This is a genomic window from Pseudomonas sp. SH10-3B (genome assembly GCF_019891415.1).
Taxonomy (GTDB): Bacteria; Pseudomonadota; Gammaproteobacteria; order Pseudomonadales; family Pseudomonadaceae; genus Aquipseudomonas.
The window spans coordinates 1-24,293 of record NZ_JAFLXD010000057.1 but is presented as its reverse complement, the minus strand read 5'-3'; the positions used below and the strand labels follow the sequence as shown (position 1 = coordinate 24,293).

Here is a 24,293-nt window from a genome sequence, read left to right as displayed (position 1 = left end):
TTATCGTTTCTGCAGGTGGGCGATGCTTGCCCCCAAGGCCTGCTGGATATCCGCTAACTCATGCACGCTTGTCGCAAACGGTTCGAACGACAGGTAGCCGCTGTAACCGCTGCTGAGCAAGGTGTCGATCTGCGCGGCATTGCCGAGGATATCGCCGTCGCCCACCAACACGCGGTGACCGTCGCGGATCGAATTGAGCGGCGCCTGGGCATCTTCCACGCCGGAGATATGCACCAGCCCGGTCAGTTCCGGGAAGAACTCATGCTCGCTGGCCAGGTGATGGTGGAAGGTGTCGTGCACCAGGCGGAACACATCCAGGCCGCCGATGGACTGGATCGCGTCCACCGCCACGCGCTTGCGACGCATGGCGCATTCTTCAAAGCCCAGGGGCTCGATAAAACCGAGAATCCCGTACTCGCGCAGGATCGGCGCCAGCTCGCTCAACGCGGTGCGCAAACCGGCGGCGCGCTGGGCTTCGTTGCGGGTGTCGCCGGGTTCATTGAACGGGCACATCACCAAGCCTTGCGCACCGCATTCGCGGGCATAGGTGGCGAGTGCTATCGCCTGGGCGCGGCGCTCGTCGTTCCACACGTCAAAGGGGTACAGCGCGTTGATCGACAGCACCGTAATGCCCTGGGCCGCGCACAATTCACGCACGCGGCTGGCCGGGGTGCCGTATTCGATCTGACGATCCTTGAGGTCGTTGCGAATCTCGATGGCATCGCATTTCAAGGCCACGGCCAGCTGGATGAAATCCGGCAAGGACAGGTTGGGCGCGACCATACGGTTAAGGGCAAAGCGTAGAGGCGACTTCATTGTTATTGTTCTCCGTCCAAACCGTTTTAGAGGTCCAGCAGCCAACTGTGCTGCGGGTCGTTATGGAAATGCCAGGCACGCTTGGGGCCGGCCATCACGTTCAGGTAGTAAGACTCGTAGCCATACGGCACGCTGACCGGGTGATAGCCCTTGGGCACCACCACCAGGTCGCTGTTTTCCACGGCCATGGCCTGGTCGATGCTGCGATCGTCGGTGTACACCCGCTGGAACACAAAGCCCTGGGGCGGGTTGATCTGGTGGTAGTAGGTCTCTTCGAGAAAGCTCTGGTGCGGCAGGTCGTCGGTGTCGTGCTTGTGCGGCGGGTAGCTCGACGAATGCCCCGACGGCGTGCGTACTTCCACCACCAGCAGCGAATGGGCCGGGTCGGTGTCCGGCAGGATGTCGCACACGTAGCGGGTGTTGGCGCCTTTGCCGCGCACGCTGCGCTTGCAGTGTTCGGGGCGGATCAGGCGTGGCTCGAAACCCGGCGCACCCGGCGCGGCGCAGACGGCAATCTGCACGTCGCTCAACGCGGTGACCTGGGCGTCGGTACCCGGCGGCAGATACGCGGCGAACGGCGATTTGTCCTCGAACACCGACTGGCGATCACCGAGGTTCTGCCAGTTGAAGCCCTCGCCTTCGATATTGACCCGACCGCTGAGCAGCACCAGGCACAGCTCCTGATCACCGGCGGTGACCGGCAGGGTTTCACCCAGGCTCAGGCGGTAGGCGGCAAAGCCTACGTACTCCAGGCGGCCCTCTTCCAGGGCGACCATGGTTTGTCCGCGTTTGCTGCTCTTTACCAGCAAGCTCATGGTTTGGTCCTCTCGTTGAGAAGCGCACGCAACGTGTCATAACCCTTTTTTGCATAGACATAGCTGGGCGCCACGGCCGGGTCCTGCTCGGCTTCCACCACCAGCCAGCCCGCGTATTTCGCGGCCATCAGCACATCGAGCAACTCGGCAAAATCGATATCGCCGTCACCGGGCACGGTGAAAGTGCCGTTGACGATGCAATCGGGGAAGCTCCACATCTGGTTGCGCGCCAGTTGCACCACGGCTTTGCGCACGTCCTTGAAATGCACATGGCAGACGCGGTCGATATGCGTGCGCAGCACCTCGATGGGTTCGCCGCCGCCCATGTAGCAGTGGCCCGAATCGAACAGCAGGCCGACTTCCGGCCCGGTACGCCGCATCAACTGATCGATGTCTTCAGGCGATTCGACATACGCGCCCATATGATGGTGGTACGCCAGGCGCACGCCCTGGGACAAGGTGAAACGCGCCAGCTCGGTGAGCTTGTCGGCGTACTCCTGCCAGGCCTGTTCACTGTGGAAACGTGGACGTTCGATCAGGCGAATGCGCGAGCCCTGGATCGAATCAGCCACCTCGCCGTACACCAGCACCTTGGCGCCGTTTTGTTTCAGCAGTTCGACGTGGCCGGCGATGGCCTCGATTTCTTCAGCCACCGAGCGGCGGGCCAGGCGGCTGGAGTACCAGCCGGAGACCAGCGCCAAGTCATAGGGACGCAGGACGTCACCGACGCCCTTGGCGTCCTTGGGGAATTTGCCATTGAGCTCAAAACCTTCGTAGCCGATTTCCTTGCCTTCGCTCAGGGCGGTGCTCAGCGGGGTTTCACCGCCGAGGGCCGGAAGGTCGTCGTTGCTCCAGGAGATCGGGTTGATGCCAATTCGGATTGCGGGCATGGCTGCACCTTTATTATTTTCAGGTATCACTGAGATCTGCTTTCTGCTTTATGTGGGGGGGGGCTTGCCCCCTCACATTTAGAGCTGGGTTTAGCCTCGGGCACTGCGCCAGGCGTTGATGAGTTGTTCGAAGGTCGCCTGTACCTGCTGAATCAACGTCTCATCATCAATCTCCCCCGCCATCCACAAACGGCTCGGTTCCTGGAAGATCGTGCGGCCCACGGCAAACCCACGGCAGGTACTGCTCTGGCTGGCTTGCTGGAAGCCGGCGGCCAGGCATTCGGCCGAGGCGTTCAGGCCCAGCAACACCACGCCACGGCAGTACGGGTCGCGCTCCTGGATCAGTTCGTCGAGCTTTTTCCAGTCCTCGGCCGACTGTGCCTCGATCTTCCACCACGCCGGGTAGATACCCAGGTTGTACAGGCGCTTGAGGCTGCGGTAGAGCACGTCAGGGTAGGTGGACGGATGGTCCTTGGGCGGGATGACTTCCAGCAACAGTTCATGGCCGCTGGTCACCGAAGCCTCGTACACCGCCTTGAGTTGCGCTTCCTGCTCCAGGCGCAACAGGGGCTCGTCGTCGGGGTGGTATTGCACCAGGCACTTGATGATCTGTTCCTGGGGCCAGGCAATCAGGTTGCTGCCGATCGAGCGGCCATGTTCGAACGCCAGCGGCCGCGAGTTCTGCACCTCCACCGGGCGCGCGATCCACCAGCCACGACCGCTGGCGGCATTCAGCGCGTCCTGGCCGAAACGCTGGTCGGCCAACAGGCCCACGTCGGCCTCGACACCCTGCTCTGCGAGCTTTTTCTCCACGCGTTCGATGGCCTGGATAAACAGCTGCTTGATCTCGCTGATGCGGGTCAGGTCCTGGCCGCCGCGTTGCGCCAGGTCGACCAGTTGCCAGCGGTGATCGAAGGCAAAGATGAACAGCTGTTTCCAGGCTTTGCGCGGCACAGTGACGCGGTGCAGACGTTGCAAGGTCGCGTCCTGGTCAGGCCGGGTGATCGGCACCGGGCTGCTGAACAGGTAATCCAGCTCGGCAGGCGTCGGCATGGCCGGCGCACAGGCGTGGCGCGACACGACGAGACCGCCGCAGGCATTGGCCAATTGGCTGCAGCGCTCATCGCTGGCGTCATTGATCCAGCCGCTGAGAAAGCCGGACATAAAGGCATCGCCAGCGCCCAGCACGTTGAGCACTTCAACCCGCACGCCGGGGTAGATGGCGCCATCTTCCAGCCGCGCCGGGATCGCGCCGTGGATCACCGTGCAGCCTTGCGGGCCGAGCTTGACCACCAGGGTCGCCGGGGTCAGTTCACGCACGGTGCGCAAGGCGGTGAGCAGATCTTCGCTGCCGCCGGCGATCAGGAATTCTTCTTCGGTGCCGACGATCAGGTCGAAACGCGGCAGGATGTTCTGCACGTGCTGGCTGACGTTCTGGTCGGCGACAAACCGGGTTTCACCGTCAGCCTTACCCGCCAGGCCCCACAGCACGGGACGGTAGTCGATATCCAGCACGCGCTTGACGTTGTGCTTGGCCGCATAGTCCAGGGCCTGGATGCTGGCCTTGTACACGCCGTCGGTGGAGAAATGCGTGCCGGTGATCAGCAAGGCTTTGCTGGAGGCAATAAAGGCTTCGTTGACGTCCTCGGCGCGCAGGGCCATGTCGGCGCAATTTTCGCGGTAGAACACCAACGGGAAGGTTTCGCGGTCTTTGAGGCCCAGCAGCACCAGGGCGGTGAGGCGTTCCGGGTCGACCTTGATGCCACTGACATCACAGCCCTCGCGGGCCAGGGACTCCACCAGGAAACGCCCCATGTGGTCGTCCCCTACCCGGCTCAACATTGCCGACTTGAGCCCCAGCCTGGCAGTGCCGAACGCGATATTGGCGGAGGAACCGCCGAGGTATTTGGCGAAGCTGGACACGTCCTCAAGCCGCGCACCTACTTGCTGTGCATAGAGGTCGACGCCCAGGCGCCCGAGGCAAATCAGATCCAATTGACGCCCACTGGCAAAACGAGTCTGGCCCATGCTGGCTCCTGTTATTTTTATCAGCCTGCGTTGTACCGCCGTGGCGACGGCAAACGCTCTTGGTGGGAGCAGACTAGAACGTCCAGCGCGCGCAATCAATATTTATTCCAGAATTATTTTTAGTGGAATATTTTTTCCAATACGTCAGCATAGGGGCATGCCAGCCGCCGTGCATCGTTTCAGCAGGCCACGCGGGCCGTGATGCCGGGGTATTTTTTTGCGCCTACCCTGTAGACTTGCGCCACCCATCAGCGCACCAGACGAACACGCCAGAAGGATTGCCCATGTCCCGCACCGATCCCGAGACCACCCTGGAAGACACAGTCGCCAGCCCTCCGATCAATGCCGAACGCCTGTTGCAGCTGATCACCGACGAATACGAGAGCCTGCCGCGCCAGCTCAAGCGCATCGCCAGCTACATGAGCCAGCAGAGCGACCGGATCATGGTCGACCGCATCAGCGACATCGCCCGCGAATGCGAAGTGCACCCTTCGGCGATCGTGCGGTTTTCCCAGCGTTTCGGCTTCAGTGGCTTCAGTGAGATGCAGGCGCTGTTTCGCGAGGCCTACACCCACAAAACCACGCCGGTGCAGAACTACCAGCAGCGCATCCGCAGCATGATCGCCAACAAGTCGCAGAAAGCCAGCGGCGGCGACCTGGCCCGCGAGTGCGTCAACGCGACCCTCTCGGGTATCGAGCGCCTGGGGCTGGAACTGGATGATGTGGCCTTCGACAAGGCCGTCGACCTGGTGGTCAACGCCGACAATATCTACGTGGTCGGTGTGCGCCGTTCGTTTGCGGTGGCCGACTACCTGGTCTACAACCTGCAGCACACCAACAAGCGCATCCACCTGATTTCCGGCTTGGGCGGCAGCTATCGCGAGCAGATGCGCAGCGTGCGGGCCAATGACCTGGTGATCGCCATCAGCTTCACGCCCTACGGCAAAGAGACCCAGCACTGCCTGCGGATCGCCCAGCACCATCAGGCCAAGACCCTGATCATCACCGACAGCAACCTGTCGCCCCTGGCCAAGCGCGCGAACGCGGTGCTGTTGGTGAATGAAGGCTCGTCGTTTGCCTTCCGCTCATTGAGCGCGACCTTGTGCCTGTGCCAGGCGCTGTTTATTGCGGTGGCGTATCGGTTGGAGTTGAAGGTGGACGAGATTCACGAGCAGGTCGGGTTTGATGACTGACCGGCAGTAATTGGGCTAGCGCACGCCCGTGAAAACGGATCTGCGCCAGGGTCAACGCGGTGTAGCCGATGATGACCGCTGGCGGCAGGATCGCCTCGACGCAGAACTTGCCCAGTGGCTGCAACGTCAGCCCGGCTTGTGCGGCACGCGCACAGAATTCGCCTTCCTCGACACCGGTCGGCAACCACAACACAAAATGCAATCCGGCCTGCTGCCCACTGATCGTACAGTGAGGCCCAAGGCAGTCGAGCAACACATCGCGCCGCGCCTGATACGCCTGGCGGGACGCCCGCAAGTGGCGCACGAAAGCGCCGCTGCCGAGAAACTCCAGCAACCCCAACTGATCAATGGCCCCCACCGAATGCCCGGTGAGTTGCAGGGTGCGCAACAACGCCGGGCGCAGTGCCTTGGGCACCACCATGAAGCCGACGCGCAAACCGGGGAACAGGTTTTTGTTGAAGCTGCCGCAGTAGATCACCCGGTCATTGGCATCCAGGGATTTGAGCGCCGCCAGCGGAGCGCTGTGGTAGTTGTATTCGCTGTCGTAGTCGTCTTCCACCACCCAGGCTTCGGCGCGGGCAGCCCAGTCCAGCAGCGCCAGGCGTCGCGACACCGACAGGGTCATGCCCAACGGTGCCTGGTGGGCCGGGGTGACGTAGACCAGGCGCGCCGTGTCGGGGAGTTGAGCGGTATCCAGCCCCTCGGCCGTGACCGCAATCGCCTGGACCTCTGCACCCGCCAGCCCGAACAAGCGTCGTGCCGGTGGATAACCAGGGTCTTCGACGCAGGCCGTGTCACCGGGCTTGAGCAGCGTACGCGCGATCAAGTCAAGGGCGTGGCGAATGCCGGTGGTGACGATCACTTCATCCGCCTCGCAGTGCATGCCACGATAGCTGCGCAGGTAGTCGGCGATCTGTGCACGCAGTTCCGGCAGCCCGGCGGGATGGCCCGCCTCGAGCGCACCCGGCCCCGCCGATAGCAGTCCCCGGGAAATGCAACGCGCCCAGGCCTTCATGTCAAACAGGCTGGCGTCCGGTCGCCGAGCGACAAAAGGCACATGGCTCTGCACCCCGGATTCGGGGCGATCAACCGCCACTTCGCGACGAGGCATCGCGCGAGGTGCTGGTGCCGCAATGAATTGCTCGGGGATCACCGCACACACCCGCGTACCGGAACCGGCCACGCGCTGCACATAGCCTTCGCTGTGCAGGCGGTCGAACGCCGCCTCCAGCGTGCCACGGGATACCCGCCAGCGTTCGGCGAGGCTGCGGGTGGACGGCAAACGGCTGCCCGCCGGCACCTGTCGGTTCAGGATCGCTGCGCGCAAGGCCTCGTAGGCACCCTGCTGCTTTCCCACCTCCAGGCTGTCGGGACGCGGCAGGTCCAGGGCGGATGAGGTTTTTCCTCGGCTCATAGTGGTCCAATCATTTTCGTCATAAGCGGCCCTGAGGATTAAACCACAATACCGCTAGAGTGCGGGCTCTCCTCCTTGTGAAGACACCGCCCATGACTCAACGCGCCCTCTCCCCGTGGTTCTGGCTGATACTGCTGACCGTGCTGATCGGCCTGCCACGCATCACCCTGGACATGCACCTGCCCGCCCTGCCCGCCATGGCCGATTACTTCCAGACCAGCGACAGCCAGTTGCAGTTGACCCTCACGCTGTACACCTTCGGTTCGGCGATCTCCCTGCTGATCAGCGGCCCGCTGACCGACCGTTTCGGCCGCCGTCCCGTGTTGCTGGCGGGACTGTTTCTGTACGTGCTGGCTACTGTAGCCTGCGCCCTGGCCGACAGCATCGGTGTGCTGATTATCGCCCGCCTGTTCCAGGCCCTGGGCGGGTGCTGCACCACGGTGATCGGTCGGGTGATCGTGCGCGACTATTTTGACCGGGATGAACAGGCGCGCCTGCTGGGCCTGATTTCCATGGCCATGGCCGTGTCCCCGATGGCCGCTCCGGTGCTGGGCAGCCTGATGTTGCCCTTCATCGACTGGCGCGGCCTGTTTGTGCTGCTCGGCGTGATCGGCGCAGTGCTCTACCTGGTGGTGTATCGCCGCCTGCCCGAAACCCGCCCGGCGGATGTCGCCGCCGCGCCGCCGAGCAACCTGCTGCGCCTCTACGGTCAGTTACTGGGCGACCGCTATTTCCTGCGCTATTCCCTGGCGATCGGCTGCGTGTACAGCACCTATTTCCCGTTTATCAGTGAGTCTTCGGCGCTGCTGCAACGGGGCTTTCATTTGTCTGCTACGGCGTATGCGCTGGTGTTCGCGGCGACGATCAGCGGCTACATGCTCGGCGCGAACCTGTTCCGCAGGCTGGTGCGGCGCTTTGAGCCGGACCGGTTGATCAATGCAGCCATTGGCTTGAACGTGCTGGGCAGCGTGATGCTCGCGGTTGCCACCATCGCTATGCCGGGGGAATGGCTGGCGATCGTGCTGCCGATGCTGGTGATCATGGTGTCGGTGGGGATGGTGATTCCGGCGTGCCAACTGTCAGTGTTGCAGCCGTACGGCGCGATTGCAGGAACCGCGTCGGGGTTGTTCTTCTTTACCCAGATGTTCCTCACTGCCGTGAGCAGTTGGGCCACCGGGCTGCTGTCCGACGGTACCTCGCAGCCGCTGGTGATCATGACCGCCGTTGCCAGCGCACTGTTGGTAGCGACCTGGCTGACACTCCACAAACCCAAATGTGGGAGGGAACTTGTCCCCTCCCACATCGGGCCGAGCTGAGCTCGGGATCAGTGCATGAAAATTGCGATCAGGATGATCACCGGGATCGGCACGCCGAGGAACCACAGAAGTAATGAGCGCATGGTGTTCTCCTTGAATTAACGAACGTAGGTTTCGGTTTCGACGTACACCACGGCATCGCGGCGACGGCCACCAAAGGTTGCGGCGAAGCTGGCAAAGAAGGCGCCGATCAACAGTGCGACAAAGGTCCACAGCGAGGTATAGGCAGCGACTTTGGCGGCGGTGTCAGCGGCTTGCTTGGCTTTGAGCTTGGCGTCTTCGAGCGCTTTACGCGCCTCGCCATACACCTTGTCGATACGCGCCTCGGCATCGGCCTGGCTGAGGTTGGTGCGCTGGCTGATCAGTTGGGCCAGGTAGGCACGGTCTTCAGCGGCGAGTTGGCCGTCGTTGCTCAGGGTGCGGGTCAAGATGCGTGCAACCACACCGTGGGCAGCGTCATCACTGACGGCGACCGGGCGATCATCACGAAACAGGCTGTCGACGTAGTAGTCAAAGTCACCACCGTTGACGCCTTTGGCGGCACTGCCTGCGGCTTGGCTGATACCGCTGGCCGCACCCGCTGCCACGCTGGCACCGGCTTTCACACCGCCGCTGACCACACTGCTGACCGAACCGACCACCAGCACTGCGGTGACCAGCGTGGCAACCGCCCAGGCCAGGAAACCATGGGCAGTGTCGCGAAAGTACACCTCATCGCCGTGCATATTGGCCCACTTCACGCGCAACCGGCCGGCGATATAGCCACCCAGCCCGGAGGCGACGATCTGGGTAAAGGCCAGCCAGATAATCGTGGAAATGCCAAGCCCCTTGGCGCTGATACCGCTGTCGGCCCACGGCGACACCGCCGAAAAGCCCAGGCCGAAGCCCAGCAATACCAGAATCAGAGACAACGCAGCCGCCGCAGCGGCCCCGGCAAAAATCGCCCCCCAGGAAACCCCGGAGAGCGTGCTCGACTCTTGCAGCGTGGATGAGGATGTGATCATTGTTGTTTTGCTCCCGGCAGGAAAAATATAGTGTTACAAGTCTCAAAAGGGACAGTGCAGGCAGCATGCCAGTCGCGCCAAAAATTAAATCCTTTGTATTTCAAGAAGTTAAGTAAATTGAACTTGCCTAAACCATGCAACTTGCAAGAAATGATTGTTGCAGGCGGGCGTTATGCATTCCCTGTGGGAGGGGGCTTGCTCCCGATGGCGGCCTCTGGGCCGACCAAGATGTTGGATCAGACCGAGTACATATCCGTTGCTGCGGTAACGGCGACTATGGGTTCCGCCCTTACGGCGGCTCACTTTTGAACAGCGCAAAAGTAAGCAAAACGCTTCGCCCCACCACTCGGCACCTCGCCCAGGCTCGGTGTGCCCGTAATCCGACAGTGATTTGGGAGGCCGCCGCCACGCGCCATCCATGGCGCGGGGCGGCTAAACCGGCATCCCTGCCGGTTTACCCCCAAATCACTATCGAATTCCGGCCAGCGTGGTTTAACGGGGCGCCTGAGATCAAGATCAAAAGCAAGATCAAGATCAAGATCAAGATCAAGGGCGACTCGCTTCGCATCGTGGTTACCGGGGGTAAGCCCCCTCCCACACCGACCGTTGTTCGTCATGAAATGGGTGTCTGGGCCTAGATGAAGTTTTATTTAGGAAGCGTTCAGCCATTTCTTGGCAAAATGCCCCCACTTCTAGTGTGAATCGCTCACCAGGTAATCCTATGACCCGCATTTTGACCATCGAGGATGACGCCGTAACGGCCCGCGAGATCGTCGCCGAGCTGAGTAGCCATGGACTGGACGTAGATTGGGTGGACAACGGCCGCGAAGGCCTGGTCCGCGCCGTGAGTGGTGATTACGATCTGATCACCCTCGACCGCATGCTGCCGGAACTCGACGGCCTGGCCATCGTCACCACCTTGCGCACCATCGGAGTGTCGACGCCAATCCTGATGATCAGCGCCCTCTCCGATGTCGACGAGCGCGTGCGCGGCCTGCGCGCCGGGGGGGATGACTACCTCACCAAGCCGTTTGCCTCCGACGAAATGGCCGCCCGCGTCGAGGTGCTGCTGCGCCGTAAAAGCACGGTCAAGGAATTCGAAACCGCCCTGCGCGTGGCCGACCTGGAACTCAACCTGATCAGCCGCGAAGCCAGCCGCGCCGACCAGCCCCTGAGCCTGCTGCCCACCGAGTACAAACTGCTCGAATTCCTCATGCGCAACACCGGGCAGATCCTGTCGCGGATGATGATCTTCGAGGAAGTCTGGGGTTATCACTTCGACCCGGGCACCAACCTGATCGACGTGCACATCGGCCGTCTGCGCAAGAAAATCGATCCACCGGGCCTCACGCCGCTGATCCGCACGGTACGAGGTTCCGGTTATGTCATTGCTGAACCCCTCTAAAGGCTGGCGCTCTTCCAGCAGCCGCTTGCTGGCGCTCTACAGTTCGTTGTTCGTGGCCTGGAGCTGCATCCTCATGGGGGTGCTGTATTACGAGGTGTCCGGTTACCTGGGCGACCTCTCGCGCCATTCGCTGATGCAGCGCCAGCACCTGTTCCAGCGTTTCGACGGCGAAGAGCTGGTGGAAGCGCTGACCACCAGCATGACCTTCGACATGAAAGGCGTGGACGCCTACGGCCTGTTCGATGAGCAATTCCGCCCCTTGAGCGGACCGATCCGCGCGATCCCGCCCGACCTGCCGCTGGACGGCAAGATCCACACCCTGGCCAACTGCGTCGACTCCGACGACCCCAAACTGCCCAAGGACAGCTGCGACGCCGTCGCCACCCACACCGACGAAGGCCGCTGGCTGGTGCTGGTGCGCGCCAACGGCTCGCTGTTCGGTGTGACGCGGATCATCTGGCATGCCCTGCTGTGGGCGCTGTCCCTGACCATTATCCCCGGCGCTGCTGGCTGGCATCTGTTGCGCCGCCGCCCATTGCGACGGATTCGCGGGATCCAGGCCAGCGCCGAAGCCATCGTCGCCGGCGACCTTACCCACCGTTTGCCGCTGTCCAACCGCCGTGATGAACTGGACATGCTCGCCGCCATCGTCAACGCCATGCTCGACCGCATCGAGAAGCTGATGAACGAGGTCAAGGGCGTCTGCGACAACATCGCCCATGACCTACGCACCCCGCTGACCCGCCTGCGCGCACAGCTCTACCGCATCCGGCAGGAGGCCGAGCAGGACTCCGGCTACGCGGTGAAACTGGACGACGCCATCGCCGAGACCGACACCCTGATGGCGCGTTTTCGCGGGCTGTTGCGCATTTCCGAACTTGAAGACCACCAGCGCCGCTCCGGTTTCCTGGTCATGGACCCGCTGCCCCTGCTGCGCGAATTGCATGACTTCTACCTGCCCCTGGCCGAAGAAGGCGAATTGCACCTGCGCCTCGAAGTCCCCGAGTCCCTGCCATGGATCACCGGCGACCGCGCCCTGTTGTTCGAAGCCTTGGCCAACCTGCTGAGCAACTCGATCAAGTTCTCCCCAGCGGGGGGCGAAGTGATCCTGCGCGGGCTCAACGACGCCGGCAGCACACGCATCGAAGTGCACGACTCCGGGCCCGGCATACCGGCGGCAGAACGCGACGCGGTGTTCCAGCGCTTTTATCGGGTGGATGAAGGCGACCAGCAAGGCGGGTTTGGATTGGGCCTGTCGATCGTGGCCGCGATCATCAACTTGCATGGGTTCAAGTTGGAAGTCGGCACCAGCGAGCAAGGCGGTGCGCGCCTGATCCTGGAATGCCGCCAGCAACTGATGCCCGAAGCCTGATCCATAAGCCAGTCAGTCAGTAAGCGTACATCGCCTCCTGTAGGAGCGAGCTTGCTCGCGAAAAACGTCAACGATAACGCGTGCCTCCTGAATAAACGCGGCGCCTGTGAGTTTTTCGCGAGCAAGCTCGCTCCTACAAAAAGCGTTAACTGACGGGCATTAGGGCAAGCCCGCTCGCCACAGGGGAACTCGAAAGTCTCTGAACGTTGTGTAGATACCTTGCATTGCCGGGTAGATCGGATCAGGCCGGGAAGTTGGCCCGCAGCGCCTCAAGCCCGCCGCTGTACATGCCGGCAAACAGCTCTTCCACCGCCGCCTCCGTAGTACCCGCCGCCGGGGTAAACACCCCGGACCACGTTACCTTTGCCGACGACTCCGTCAACGCCTCAACTTGCACAGTCGCAAGATAGGCACTCACCGGAAACGGCGACGCTTCAATGGTGTAGCTGTAAGTACGCCCGACGTTATCGAAGGTCTGCAAACGCTCCACCACCACACCGCCGTCGGCGGTTTCCAGGTGACGCACACGGCCGCCCTCCCCGGGCTCGCTCTTGACGATCAGCGGCAACCAGTCGGGCAGGCTGTTAAAGCCGCCGACCAATTTCCAGACCTGATCGGCCGATACCGGGATTTCAATTGCTGCAGATGCTGTTGGCACGGTAAATCTCCAAAAGTCGTAGGAAAACTTCGTCCACAGCCTGCCACGCCCCAGGCTTCAATGCATCAATTCCCGCAAACGATGCCACGCCATCCCCAACGCCAGCAGCGGCGAGCGCAACGCTTTTCCGCCCGGAAAGGTCATGTGCGGCACCTGGCTGAAAATATCCAGACCCTGGCTGTGGCCCGCGTGTATGCCTTCGGCCAGCAGCCGCGCGCACCAGTGAGTGACGTTCAACCCGTGCCCGGAATACCCCTGGGCGTAGAACACATTCGGGTACTGCTGCAACCGCCCGACCTGCGGGAAGCGATTGGCGGTGATGCCGATCTTGCCGCCCCACTGGAACGCGATGGCGGTGTTGGCCAGTTGCGGGAACACCTTGAGCATCTTTGGCTGCATATAGGCAGCGATGTCTTTGGGATCGCGTCCCGAGTAATGGCAGGCGCCGCCGAACAATAGGCGACGGTCGGCGGACAGCCGGTAGTAATCCAGGCCGACTTTCTGGTCGCACAGCGCCAGTTTCTGTGGGATCAACTGGTTGGCCATTTCAACCGACAGCGGTTCGGTGGCGATGATGTAGCTGCCCGCCGGCAGCACCTTGCCGCTCAGGCGCGGTTCGAGTTCTTCCAGGTGTGCATTGCAGGCCAGCACCAGGCTGGCCGCCCGCACCGTACCTCTGGCACAGCGCACCTGCACGGTGTCGCCGTGGATCAATGCCAACACCTCGGTGTGTTCAAAAATCTTCACCCCCAGGGACTCGGCCACCTGCGCCTCGCCGAGCACCAGGTTCAGCGGGTGCAGGTGCCCGGAGCCCCTATCGACCAGGCCGCCGGCATACACCATCGAGCCGACCACCTCCTGCATATCCTCGGGCCCCACCAGGCAGGTTTCATGCACATACCCCTGGCGCGCCAGGTTCTGCTGCTCGCCCTTGAACGCCGCGAATTGCGCCGGGGTATTGGCCAGCTCACAGAAGCCCCAGCGCAAATCGCAGTCGATCCCGTGCTCACGAATGCGTTCCCCCACCAACGCCACCGACTCAATACCGGCCCGCTCCAGGTAACGCACGCCCTCCTCGCCCACGTACTTGGCAAACCCCGACACATCGTGGCCGATGCCACGAATCAACTGCCCACCGTTGCGCCCACTGGCGCCCCAGCCGATGCGCCGGGCCTCCAGCAGGACCACCGAGAGCCCGCGCTGGGCCAGTTCGATAGCGGTGTTGACGCCGGTAAACCCACCGCCGATCACACACACATCGGCGCTCAGGTCGGCGCCCAGTGACGGGCGCTCCGGCATGGCATTCGCGGACGCGAGGTAATAGGAAAGGGCGTGGTCGCTGGAGGGGATCATTTGTTGGTCTTCACTTTGCTCCAGGCGCGGGTCATCAGGCGCATGGTCGCCGGGGTCGGCGTGGTGGAAATATAGAGTTTGTCGAGCACAGCCTGGGACGGGTACACCTCAGGGTTGTTCACCAGTTCCGGGGCCATGAACGCCTTGGCTGCCGGGTTGGCATTGGCGTAACCGACCGAGGCGCTGACCTTGGCGATCACTTCAGGGTCGAGCAGGTAGTTGATAAACGCATGGGCCGCTTTCGGGTTGCTCGCATCGGCCGGGATCGCCAGCAGGTCAAACCACAGGTTGGAGCCTTCCTTGGGAATCGAGTAGGCGATATTCACGCCGTTCTTGGCTTCCTTGGCGCGGTTGGCCGCTTGGAACACATCGCCGGAATAGCCGAACGCCACGCAGATATCACCGTTGGCCAGGTCCGAAATGTACTTGGAGGAATGGAAGTAGGTGATGTACGGCCGCAGCGTCAACAGCTTGGCCTCGGCTTGCTTGTAGTCCTCGGCATTCTCGCTGCGCGGGTCCTTGCCCATGTAGTTGAGGATCGCCGGGAACAGCTCATCCGCCGAGTCGAGGAAGGCCACGCCGCACTGGTTGAGCTTCTTGATGTTCTCCGGCTCGAACAGCACCGCCCATGAATCGATATGGTCGATGCCCAGCACCTGCTTGACCTTGTCGACGTTATAGCCGATGCCGTTGGTGCCCCACAGGTACGGCACCGAGTGCGCATTGCCTGGGTCGTTTTTCTCCAGCAGCTTGAGCAGCTTGGGGTCGAGGTTCTTGAAGTTGGGCAACTGCGCGCGGTCGAGCTTGAGGAACGCGCCGGCCTTCACCTGGCGCGCTAAAAAGTGGTTGGACGGCACCACCACGTCATAGCCGGTGCGACCGGCGAGCAACTTGCCCTCCAGGGTTTCGTTGGAGTCGAAGACGTCGTAGATCACCTTGATCGAGGTTGCGGCCTGGAAATCAGCCAGGGTGGTCTCGCCGATATAGTCGGTCCAGTTGTAGACGCTCACCGTTTGTGCAGCTTCGCTGGTGCTGCTGAATGCAGCCACCAAGGCCAGCGGGAGAAGCTTTTTCACAAGACGCATATCGACACCCCTTTTGGTTTTTTTTAGACGCTCAACAGCAGCAACACACGCTCCGGCAGACGGGTTGGCTTGCGCCGGCTTGTACTCGCGGCGCATTGAGGTCTATCTTGGGCCAGCCTTCACAGGCCATCTATCCACTTTGCACGCGGCACAACGCACCAATAGAGTGCGCACGGATCACCCATGACCCAGGCAACCGCTTTGCGCGTACAGGCCTTCACCACCGGTGATGTGGCCGCTCAATGCAGTGCGACACCCGGTTGGGTGCAGCAGTACCAGCAGATGTCCCCGGGGCACTTTGCCGGCCGCATCCGCTACCTCGACCTGCAAGGGGTCGAGGTGTACGAAGAAAGCATGAACACCCGCGTCGAGCAGCACTTCAAAGCACCACCGGGTGCACTGGCGTTCTGTTTCGATGGCAGCGACAACGCGCTGTATGTGCTCAATGGCGAAAGCCGCAATACCTGGATCACCCCGGAAAACTACCGCGAAGTGGCGGTGGTGTTCGGGCCGCACTTCGTGCAGCGCCATGGCCTGGATATGGCGCGGCTGGAAGGCCTGTTCATGGCACCGCTGACCTGCCAGCAAAACGCGCTGTTCAGCCGCTGGCTAAGTGGCACGCTGACGCGCGTGTCCACGGTCAGCGACCCGGTGTCCCTCACTCAGCAATTGCTCGAGGACTGCCTGTTCATCCTCGACAACGCCTGCGCGTGCCTGGACCGCAGTTCATTGCAAAAGCGCAGTGAAGAACGCCGGTTGATGGCGCGCGTTGGCGAATGGTCGGCGGATGCGCCGGATGAAACCGTCAACCTGCTGGAACTGGCGCAGATTGCCGGTGTGCCGTTGCGCCAGTTGCAGCAAGGGTTCAAGACCTACACCGGGATGAGCCCGGCGCAGTGGTTGCGCCTGCGCCGGTTGAATGGGGCGCGGCGTGAGTTGTTGAACAGTCCCGGAACGACCGTGGCCGAGGTGGCGATGAACTGGTCGTTCTGGCATTTGGGGCGGTTCTCTAACAGCTATCGAGCATTGTTCAAGGAACTGCCCAGCGAAACTCTAAAGCACTCACTTTGAAATGCATCTGAAAATGTGGGAGGGGGCAAGCCCCCTCCCACATTGGATTGCATTTCAAGGTTGGGCTTTTAGGAAGGTTGAGATTAGCGGGTTAACCCGCTCCGCCGCCTCCAACTGCACCATATGCCCCTGCCCCGGCAATATCTCCACCTGGGCCTCCAACCCCTGGGCATGGCCGGCCGGGATGATTGCATCGTCACTGCCCCAGATCACCAGGCTCGGCTGCTGGCCCACCACGTTGCGCAAGTCCAACATCTGCCGACCGCCATCAAACAGCTTGGCATTGAGCTGGCGCAGCGCCTGATCCACCCCTTCCAAGCGCTTGAACTTGAGCATGTCCTCCAGCATCTGCCGCGTCACCAGCGCCGGGTCGCTGAACAGTTGCACCAGTTGCGGCTTGAGCGCGTTACGGTTATTGGCCTCGGCAAAACCGTGCAGGTAATCGCCATTGATATCCGCCCCCAGCCCGGCGCTGGCGATCAGGGTCAGCGACGCGACGCGCTCAGGGGCCTGGTCAGCAACCGTCAGCGAAACCAACCCGCCCATGGAATGCCCGGCCAGGTGCACGCGGTCGAGCTGGAGGTGATCGAGCAAGGCCAGCACCGCCTGGCTCAGCTCCTCGCCGTCACCCGTTTGCAGATGCTTGCCCGACTCGCCATGCCCCGGCAGATCCAGGGCGATCACCCGGCGCTCGGCGGCCAGGGCCGGTTGGTTGAACAGCCAGTTGTTCAAGTCGCCGCCAAAGCCATGCACCAGCACCAGCGGCGTACCGCCCTCGCCCAGGTCGAGATAACGCAACAAACGCCCGCCCACCTCGACCTTCTGCGCACTCGGCCCGGTGGCTTCGGCTTCGGCACTGCTGGAGACGAACCCGGCGTTGAAGCTTTCGATCACCGCCTCGATCTCGGCCTCGCTGGCCTCGCCTTCCACCACGATCCCCAGCAGCGCGCCCACTGGCAAGGTCTCGTCGCTCAGCGCCAGTACGCGGCGCAGCACGCCACTGAACGGCGCCTCGACACTGCTGGAAATCTTGTCGGTCTCCACGTCCAGTACTTCTTCGCCCTTCTCCACCCGGTCGCCGGGCTGCTTGAGCCAGACATCGATGCGACCTTCGGTCATCGACAGCCCCCACTTGGGCATGGTCAAGGTATGGATCATGCGGCATTCCTCTTGTCGGCGATCTTCAGCACCGCGGCCTCGATCTTCGCGGCGTTGGGGATATACAGGTCTTCCAGCGCATCGGAAAACGGCACCGGCGTGTGCGGCGCGGTGACCATCTCGATCGGCGCGCGCAGGAACGAGAAGCCCTGCTGGGCCACCAACGCACTGATGTCGGTGGCGATGGAACAACGCGGATTGGACTCGTCGATCACCACCAGGCGCCCGGTTTTCTCCACGCTCTCGAGGATGCTGTCTTCGTCCAACGGGCTGGTGGTGCGCAGGTCCAGCACCTCGCAGTCGATACCCTGGCGTGCCAGGTTGGCGGCGGCTTCCAGGGCGATATGCACCATGCGCCCGTAGGTCACCAGGGTCACGTCGCGGCCTTCGCGCACAAAGTTGGCTTCGCCGAACGGCACGGTGTACAGCTCTTCCGGCACTTCGCCCTGCAGGCTGTAGAGCATCTTGTGTTCGAGGAAGATCACCGGGTCGTTGTCGCGGATCGCCTGGATCAACATGCCCTTGGCGTCATACGGCGTGGCCGGGCACACCACCTTGAGGCCGGGAATGTGCGTCCACATCGAAGTCAGCATCTGCGAATGCTGGGCCGCCGCGCGCAGGCCGGCGCCGTACATGGCGCGCACCACCAGCGGCGTGGTGGTCTTGCCGCCGAACATGTAGCGAAACTTGGCGGCCTGGTTGAGCAACTGGTCGAGGCAACAGCCGATAAAGTCGACGAACATCAATTCGCACACCGGGCGCATGCCACGGGTGGCGGCGCCGACGGCCATGCCGACGTAGCCGACTTCGGACAACGGCGCATCGAGTACGCGGTCCGGAAATTCCGGGTACAGGCCTTTGGTCACCCCCAGCACACCGCCCCAGGCGTCTTGCTCGCCGGGCGAACCGGTGCCGCCGGAGACGTCCTGGCCGATGATGAACACGCTCTGGTCCCGGCGCATTTCCTGGGCCAGGGCTTCGTTGATTGCCTGCTGATAGCTGATTTTGCGAGCCATGAAATTCTCTCCGGGTCTTGTTGTTATTAGCGGTAGGCGACGTAGACATCACTGAGCAGATCGGCGGCCTGGGGCTTGGGATCGGACTTGGCCAGGCGCACCGCGTCGTCGATCAACTGCGCGACCTCGCCGTCGATACGTTCGAACTGCGCGGCATCGAGCCAGCCTTCGGCGTTGCAGCGCTGGCGGAACAGTGCGAGGCAGTCGTGGGATTCGCGCAGGTTCTTCACCTCATCCGGGCCACGATAGGTTTGTGCATCGCCTTCGAAGTGGCCGTAGAAACGGCTCAACTTGACCTCCACCAGCGTCGGCCCCTCGCCGTTGCGCGCGCGTTCTACGGCTACGCCCACTGCCGCGTGCACGGCGAAGAAATCATTGCCATCGACAATCACCCCCGGCATGCCAAAGCCCACCGCCCGTTCGGCAATGTCCTTGCACGCCACCGACCAGCCGGAACCGGTGGCCTCGGCATAGCCGTTGTTCTCGGCGACGAACAGGCACGGCAGTTTCATGATCGACGCCAGGTTCATCGCCTCGAACACCGCGCCCTCGTTAGAGCCGCCGTCGCCGAAGAAGGCCACGGCCACGCCCTGGCTGCCCTTGAGCTTGGAGGCCAGCGCAGCGCCTGCCGCCAACGGCGCACCGGCACCGACAATGCCGTTGGCGCCGAGCATGCCCTTCTCCTGGTCGGCGATGTGCATGGAGCCCCCCTTGCCGCCGCACACGCCGGTTTTCTTGCCGTAGATCTCGGCCATCATGCCGAACACATCCACGCCCTTGGCGATGCAATGGCCGTGGCCACGGTGGTTGGAGGCGATGCAATCTTCATCGTTGAGGTGGGCCATAACCCCTGCGGCGCTGGCTTCCTGGCCGGCATACAGGTGCACGAAACCGGGGATCTCGCCGGTGGCGAATTCCACATGCAGGCGTTCTTCGAAATCACGGATGGTGCGCATCACGGTGTAGGCATGCAGCAGTTGATCGGTGGACAGGTGAGTGGACATCTTGTTGTTCTCCAGGTTGTCTCGACACACAAAAGGCTGGCTGCGGCCAGCTGTAAGCGGTTCAGCACAGGCTGTGCCAAGGCGCACAAAAACCTGGCAAAACCTTGACCCAGAGCAGTGCCGCACGGTTGTACCGCTGCGCGGTGCCAGCGCAGAATGAGACCCGGCATTGCAACGTGCAGGCAGCGTCTCAGGCCAATTGAGACGCTGCGTCTCAACCTCCGCAGTTGGTCAGGCCAGCCTTGTCCGTCAACGCCCATGGGCGCTTAATGGCGGGCATAACAACAATGATCGAGAACCGGAGGCCTTATGTTCGCCGCGAACTCCAGGGAACACGTCGACTGTGTCAGTCGCGTGGTCCGCAATGCCGATCGCCTGCCCCAGGCGCCGGTGCCGTCGCTGATTTTCGATTCATGGCGGCGCTCCATGGAGCAACACCACCTCGACCCCGGCTCGCTGCAGGGGCCCCGTATCCTCACCGAACCCTTGCTCAAGGAATGCCGCGAGCGCGCCGAACTGTTCATGCGCATCGCCAGCGAAGAAGTCGGGCAACTGCACCACCGGGTGCGCCACGCCGACTACTGCGTGATGCTCACCGACGCCCAGGGCCAGACCATCGACCACCGCGTCGACACCGCCATTCGCAGCGACTGCCGCAAAGCCGGCCTGTACCTCGGCACCTGCTGGTCGGAAGCCGAGGAAGGCACCTGCGGCGTGGCCACTGTACTGACCAGCAAGGCCGCAGTGACGGTGCACAAGCGCGACCACTTCCGTGCCGCCTTTATCAGCCTGACCTGCTCCGCCGCGCCGATCTTCGACCCCCAGGGCAACCTGCTGGGGGTGATGGATGCCTCGGCGCTCAAATCCCCGGACGACCGGCGCAGCCAGCACCTGGTGCGGCAGATGGTGGCGCAGAGTGCGCAAGCCATCGAAAACGCCTTCTTCATGCACAGCGCCCGCGAGCATTGGGTACTCCAGGCCCACAGCACACCGGGCTATGTGGACAGCCAGCCCGACCTGCTGCTGGCCTGGGACCAGGATGGGCGCCTGCACGCGCTGAACAGCAAGGCGCGCCAGGCCCTGCGCCGGCGTTTCGGCCAGGTGCCGGAGCATATCGGCGAAGTGTTCGACCTGGATGCGCTGCGCTCGGTCACCGATCAATCGACCCAACACCTGCAATGGCTGGGCGAGCCTGGCGTGCTGCACGTGCGGGTCAACACCCCGCGACGCAAACCCGCGCGGCCCGTTGCGCACACTCAGGTCGACCCACGGGTTGAAGAACACCTGCGCCTGGCCGTGCGCGTCAAGGACCGCAACCTGCCGGTCCTGGTGCAGGGTGAAACCGGCGCTGGCAAGGAAGTTTTCGCCCGCCAACTGCACGAACGCAGCGCCCGCCGTGCGGGGCCCTTTGTCGCGGTGAACTGCGCAGCGATCCCCGAAAACCTGATCGAAAGCGAGCTGTTCGGCTACGTGGCCGGGGCCTTTACCGGCGCGTCCAGCAAAGGCATGCCGGGGCTGTTGGTGCAGGCCGATGGCGGTACGTTGTTCCTTGATGAAATCGGCGATATGCCGCTGGCGTTACAGACGCGCCTGTTGCGGGTGATGGCCGAGGGTGAAGTCGCGCCCCTGGGCGGGGCCAAAACCCGCACGGTGGACATCCAGGTGATCTGCGCCAGCCACCGCGACCTGGCCGTGCTGGTGAACGAAGGACGCTTTCGCGAAGACCTGTACTTCCGCCTCGGCTGCGCACGCTTCTGCCTGCCGCCGCTGCGCGAGCGCAGTGACAAACTGGCATTGATCAACCGGCTGGTGGAGCAGCAAGCACGCGGCAGCGGCGTCTCGGTAGGCATCGGCCAAGCCGCGCTGGAACGGCTGCTGGGCTACGCCTGGCCGGGCAATGTGCGCCAACTGCACCATGCGCTGGCGTATGCCTGTGCGGTGTGTGAAGGCGGCACGATTCAACTGGCGGACTTACCGGTGGAAGTGCGCGGCGAACAGGTCGAGGCGCTGACCGAGCACAGCGTCAGCCCGGAACGCCAAGTGGTACTGGACGCGTTGATCCGGCATCGCTGGAAGCCGTTGCCGACGGCGCAGGCGTTGGGCATTTCCCGAGCCACCCTGTACCGCCGAGTCAACCAACTGGGCATCGACATGCCCGGCAAGCGTTGAGACGCACGGTCTCAGCGCACGTGCCGGTACCGAACGCTTGTAAAACCTGGCTGTTATGCCTAGCTTATGCGCCCCCCGCCCTGCGCTTTAAGGCCCTGCCCCCATGGTTTTGCGTTTTCGTCCCGTTGTCACTTCACGTTTCGCCCTCGGCCTGCTGCTCAGCGGCGGTATCGGCAACAGTCTGGCGGCGCAGGTCGAACTGCCAGCGGTGCAGGTCCAGGGGCAGGACGAGTCCGGCTATCGCGCAGACACCGCCTCGGTCGGCGGCTTCAATGAGGCGCCTCTACTGGACACCCCAGCCTCGATCACGGTGATCAATGCCGCGCTGATCAAGGACCAGCAAGCGCGCCTGCTCAGTGAAGTGCTGCGCAACGACGCCTCGGTCGGCGACAGCTACGCGCCCATCGGTTACTACGAAAATTTCGTGGTGCGCGGCTTCTCGCTGAATGCGGCGAGCAGCTACAAGATCAACGGGCGCACCATCACTGGCGAGCAGAACGTCGCCCTGGAAAACAAGCAGCAGGTGGAAGTGCTCAAGGGCCTCGCCGGTTTGCAGAGCGGGATTTCCGAACCCAGCGGCGTGATCAACTACGTGACCAAGCGCCCGGAGGATGTGCGCTCGGTGACGGTGTCCACCGATGATCGCGGCAGCGGCTATATCGCCACTGATGTGGGCGGCTGGTTTGGCAGCGAGCAGCAATTCGGCCTGCGCGCCAACGTCGCCCACGAAGACCTCAAATCCTACGTGGAGCACGCCAACGGCCAGCGCGATTTTGTGTCCCTGGCCTTCGACTGGAACATCAGCCCCGACGCGGTGCTGCAACTCGACGCGGAATACCAGAACAAGCAACAGCGCTCGGTGCCGGGCTACCAGTTGCTGGGCGGCACCGAAGTGCCCCACGACGCCTCGCCGAAAAAACTGCTGGGCCATCAGAGCGGCTCCAAGCAGGTCGGCATCGACGCGTTGAACCTCAATGGCAAGTTCGAATACCGCTTCAGCGACCAGTGGAAAGGCAGCGTCAGCGCCGCGCGCAGCAAGGTGGTGATCGATGACTACAGTTCGTTTGCCTGGGGCGGCGACATCAACGGTGTCGGCAACCACTTCACGCCCGAAGGCAACTACGACGTCTACGACTACCGCAGCCCCGACGACACCCGCCGTGACGATGAAGTCCAGGCGGCGATGACCGGCCTGTTCGATACCGCAGACATCGGCCATGAACTGACCTTCGGCACCAGCGCATTTCGCCGGGTGGTCGACAAGCGCAACGCCGTCAACGAGTACCTCGGCACGACCAATATCGACGATGACGCGCCGACGTTCACGCCCACCGACAAACCGCTGAACGACAGCCATCGCACCCTCGACAGCCGTCAGTACGGCCTGTTCGTCACCGACCGCATCCGCTTCAACGAGCAATGGCAAACCATCCTCGGCGGTCGTGAAGTGCGCCTTGATGAAAAAGCCTTCGACGGCGTCACGGGCGACCAGGCCCGCCATACCCAGCAATACGTGTTTCTGCCGCAGGCGGCATTGATCTACAAACCGGTGGAAAACCTCTCGCTATACACCAGCTACAGCAAAGGCTTGTCCCTGGGTGGCACAGCGCCGTGGTTTGCGACCAATCAAAGTGAAACCCTGGCCCCGACCACCTCGCGGCAAATCGAAGCCGGGGTGAAATACGACTGGCGCCGCATCAGCTTCGCCGCCGCCGTGTTCCAGACGCGCCAGGCCTACCAGTACGCCAAGCCGGAGGGCGCCGGTGCCTTTACCTATGTGCAACAGGGCGAGCAGAAGAACACCGGTGTGGAGTTGTCGGCCAACGGCTGGGCCACCGACCGCCTGCAGATTTCCACCAGCGTGGCGGCGATTCGTGCCCGGGTGAACGGCAGCGGCACGCCGGAATACGAAGAGCACCAGGCGATCAACGTGCCCAAGCTGCGCGCCAGTGTGTACGCCGATTATGCCTTGCCGTGGGTCAATGGCCTGGCGGTGCTCGGCGGTGTGCAATACAGCGCCAAGAAGTACGCCAACCGCAGCGGCAATGTGGAGGTGGGGGATTATGCGGTGGTCAACATCGGCAGCCGCTACACCACCAAGGTCGACGGCTACGAGACGGTGTTGCGCCTGAGCGTCGACAACCTGTTCGACAAGCGCTACTGGCGCGACGCGGGCGAGTACATGGGCGATGACTATCTGTTCATGGGCGCGCCACTGACGGCGCGCCTGAGTGCTTCAGTTAACTTCTGACAATTACCCCTGTGGAGAGGGAGGTCTCACTACCTCTTCGAAGCAGCGCTGTCGCGCAGCAAACGGCCCCCCTGTGGCGAGCGGGCTTGTCCCGCGTTGGGCTGCGAAGCAGCCCCAAAACCAGCCGCTACAGAGTGTCTGATACACCGCGTTCTTTTTAATGGGGCTGCTGCGCAGCCCAACACGGGACAAGCCCGCTCGCCACAGGGGGGCCGTTTGCTGCGCGACAGCGCTGCTTCGAAGAGGTAGTGAGACCTCCCTCTCCACAGGGGTAA

19 protein-coding genes are annotated in these 24,293 nt (G+C 62.7%); 7 read left to right on the top strand and 12 right to left on the bottom strand.

Annotated elements, in window-relative coordinates:
• From J1G35_RS27520 to iolC, 4 genes are all read right to left on the bottom strand, one after another.
• Nucleotides 1-816, bottom strand: a complete 816-nt coding sequence (locus J1G35_RS27520) for a TIM barrel protein (protein WP_223016567.1) — start codon at nucleotides 814-816, stop codon at nucleotides 1-3.
• A gap of 26 nt (nucleotides 817-842) precedes the next feature.
• Nucleotides 843-1,631 carry a 5-deoxy-glucuronate isomerase gene (gene iolB, locus J1G35_RS27515; RefSeq protein ID WP_053134825.1) on the bottom strand — a complete coding sequence of 263 codons (789 nt, stop codon included), beginning with the start codon at nucleotides 1,629-1,631 and terminating at the stop codon, nucleotides 843-845.
• Nucleotides 1,628-2,521 (bottom strand): myo-inosose-2 dehydratase, encoded by an 894-nt coding sequence (gene iolE, locus J1G35_RS27510; RefSeq protein ID WP_053134822.1) that lies wholly within the window; start codon nucleotides 2,519-2,521, stop codon nucleotides 1,628-1,630. The genes iolB and iolE overlap by 4 nt, the downstream gene beginning before the upstream one ends.
• Nucleotides 2,522-2,611: 90 nt before the next feature.
• The gene (gene iolC / locus J1G35_RS27505; RefSeq protein ID WP_053134819.1) at nucleotides 2,612-4,549 is read right to left on the bottom strand and encodes a 5-dehydro-2-deoxygluconokinase; all 1,938 of its coding nucleotides are present in this window, start codon (nucleotides 4,547-4,549) and stop codon (nucleotides 2,612-2,614) included.
• Nucleotides 4,550-4,833: 284 nt separating this feature from the next.
• Between iolC and J1G35_RS27500 the strand changes: the two genes are divergently transcribed.
• Nucleotides 4,834-5,742 (top strand): MurR/RpiR family transcriptional regulator, encoded by a 909-nt coding sequence (locus tag J1G35_RS27500; protein ID WP_017735816.1) that lies wholly within the window; start codon nucleotides 4,834-4,836, stop codon nucleotides 5,740-5,742.
• On the opposite strand, the gene J1G35_RS27495 is transcribed toward J1G35_RS27500, so the two are convergent.
• Entirely contained in the window at nucleotides 5,672-7,156 is a 1,485-nt protein-coding gene (locus J1G35_RS27495; RefSeq protein WP_223016566.1) for a PLP-dependent aminotransferase family protein, read from the bottom strand. The two genes, J1G35_RS27500 and J1G35_RS27495, sit on opposite strands and share 71 nt — an antisense overlap.
• 92 nt (nucleotides 7,157-7,248) lie before the next feature.
• Between J1G35_RS27495 and J1G35_RS27490 the strand changes: the two genes are divergently transcribed.
• On the top strand, nucleotides 7,249-8,472 hold the full coding sequence (locus J1G35_RS27490) for a multidrug effflux MFS transporter (protein ID WP_053134813.1): 1,224 nt from the start codon (nucleotides 7,249-7,251) through the stop codon (nucleotides 8,470-8,472).
• Between the two features lie 98 nt (nucleotides 8,473-8,570).
• Here J1G35_RS27490 and J1G35_RS27485 read toward each other — a convergent pair whose 3' ends face one another.
• Nucleotides 8,571-9,476: a hypothetical protein gene (locus tag J1G35_RS27485; RefSeq protein WP_053134810.1), complete on the bottom strand. Its 906-nt coding sequence runs from the start codon at nucleotides 9,474-9,476 to the stop codon at nucleotides 8,571-8,573.
• Between the two features lie 721 nt (nucleotides 9,477-10,197).
• On the opposite strand from J1G35_RS27485, the gene J1G35_RS27480 reads away from it, so the two are divergent.
• Nucleotides 10,198-10,881 carry a response regulator transcription factor gene (locus tag J1G35_RS27480; RefSeq protein ID WP_010564812.1) on the top strand — a complete coding sequence of 228 codons (684 nt, stop codon included), beginning with the start codon at nucleotides 10,198-10,200 and terminating at the stop codon, nucleotides 10,879-10,881.
• Nucleotides 10,859-12,253, top strand: coding sequence for a HAMP domain-containing sensor histidine kinase (locus J1G35_RS27475; protein ID WP_223016565.1), 1,395 nt, complete (start codon nucleotides 10,859-10,861; stop codon nucleotides 12,251-12,253). The genes J1G35_RS27480 and J1G35_RS27475 overlap by 23 nt, the downstream gene beginning before the upstream one ends.
• 241 nt (nucleotides 12,254-12,494) lie before the next feature.
• On the opposite strand, the gene J1G35_RS27470 is transcribed toward J1G35_RS27475, so the two are convergent.
• Genes J1G35_RS27470 through J1G35_RS27460 form a run of 3 tightly spaced genes read right to left on the bottom strand, consistent with a single transcriptional unit; the run spans nucleotide 12,495 to nucleotide 15,349 of the window.
• Entirely contained in the window at nucleotides 12,495-12,911 is a 417-nt protein-coding gene (locus J1G35_RS27470; protein ID WP_053134804.1) for an SRPBCC family protein, read from the bottom strand.
• 57 nt (nucleotides 12,912-12,968) lie between these two features.
• Complete coding sequence (locus J1G35_RS27465; RefSeq protein WP_223016564.1) at nucleotides 12,969-14,264, bottom strand: FAD-binding oxidoreductase; 1,296 nt, start codon at nucleotides 14,262-14,264, stop codon at nucleotides 12,969-12,971.
• Nucleotides 14,261-15,349, bottom strand: coding sequence for a polyamine ABC transporter substrate-binding protein (locus J1G35_RS27460; protein WP_053134798.1), 1,089 nt, complete (start codon nucleotides 15,347-15,349; stop codon nucleotides 14,261-14,263). Before J1G35_RS27460 ends, J1G35_RS27465 begins: the two co-directional genes overlap by 4 nt.
• Nucleotides 15,350-15,532: 183 nt before the next feature.
• Here J1G35_RS27460 and J1G35_RS27455 point away from each other — a divergent pair, with 183 nt between their 5' ends.
• Nucleotides 15,533-16,420 carry a helix-turn-helix domain-containing protein gene (locus tag J1G35_RS27455; RefSeq protein WP_223016563.1) on the top strand — a complete coding sequence of 296 codons (888 nt, stop codon included), beginning with the start codon at nucleotides 15,533-15,535 and terminating at the stop codon, nucleotides 16,418-16,420.
• 54 nt (nucleotides 16,421-16,474) lie between these two features.
• Here J1G35_RS27455 and J1G35_RS27450 read toward each other — a convergent pair whose 3' ends face one another.
• From J1G35_RS27450 to J1G35_RS27440, 3 genes are read right to left on the bottom strand one after another with little or no spacing between them, the layout of a single operon-like run.
• Nucleotides 16,475-17,578, bottom strand: a complete 1,104-nt coding sequence (locus J1G35_RS27450) for an acetoin dehydrogenase dihydrolipoyllysine-residue acetyltransferase subunit (RefSeq protein WP_223016562.1) — start codon at nucleotides 17,576-17,578, stop codon at nucleotides 16,475-16,477.
• The gene (locus tag J1G35_RS27445) at nucleotides 17,575-18,594 is read right to left on the bottom strand and encodes an alpha-ketoacid dehydrogenase subunit beta (RefSeq protein ID WP_027606544.1); all 1,020 of its coding nucleotides are present in this window, start codon (nucleotides 18,592-18,594) and stop codon (nucleotides 17,575-17,577) included. Before J1G35_RS27445 ends, J1G35_RS27450 begins: the two co-directional genes overlap by 4 nt.
• Before the next feature lie 26 nt (nucleotides 18,595-18,620).
• The gene (locus J1G35_RS27440; RefSeq protein ID WP_053134789.1) at nucleotides 18,621-19,598 is read right to left on the bottom strand and encodes a thiamine pyrophosphate-dependent dehydrogenase E1 component subunit alpha; all 978 of its coding nucleotides are present in this window, start codon (nucleotides 19,596-19,598) and stop codon (nucleotides 18,621-18,623) included.
• A 309-nt stretch (nucleotides 19,599-19,907) separates the two neighbouring features.
• Between J1G35_RS27440 and J1G35_RS27435 the strand changes: the two genes are divergently transcribed.
• Nucleotides 19,908-21,767, top strand: a complete 1,860-nt coding sequence (locus J1G35_RS27435) for a sigma-54-dependent Fis family transcriptional regulator (RefSeq protein WP_223016561.1) — start codon at nucleotides 19,908-19,910, stop codon at nucleotides 21,765-21,767.
• A 103-nt stretch (nucleotides 21,768-21,870) separates the two neighbouring features.
• The gene (locus J1G35_RS27430; protein WP_223016560.1) at nucleotides 21,871-24,018 is read left to right on the top strand and encodes a TonB-dependent siderophore receptor; all 2,148 of its coding nucleotides are present in this window, start codon (nucleotides 21,871-21,873) and stop codon (nucleotides 24,016-24,018) included.
• Nucleotides 24,019-24,293 lie beyond the last annotated feature (275 nt).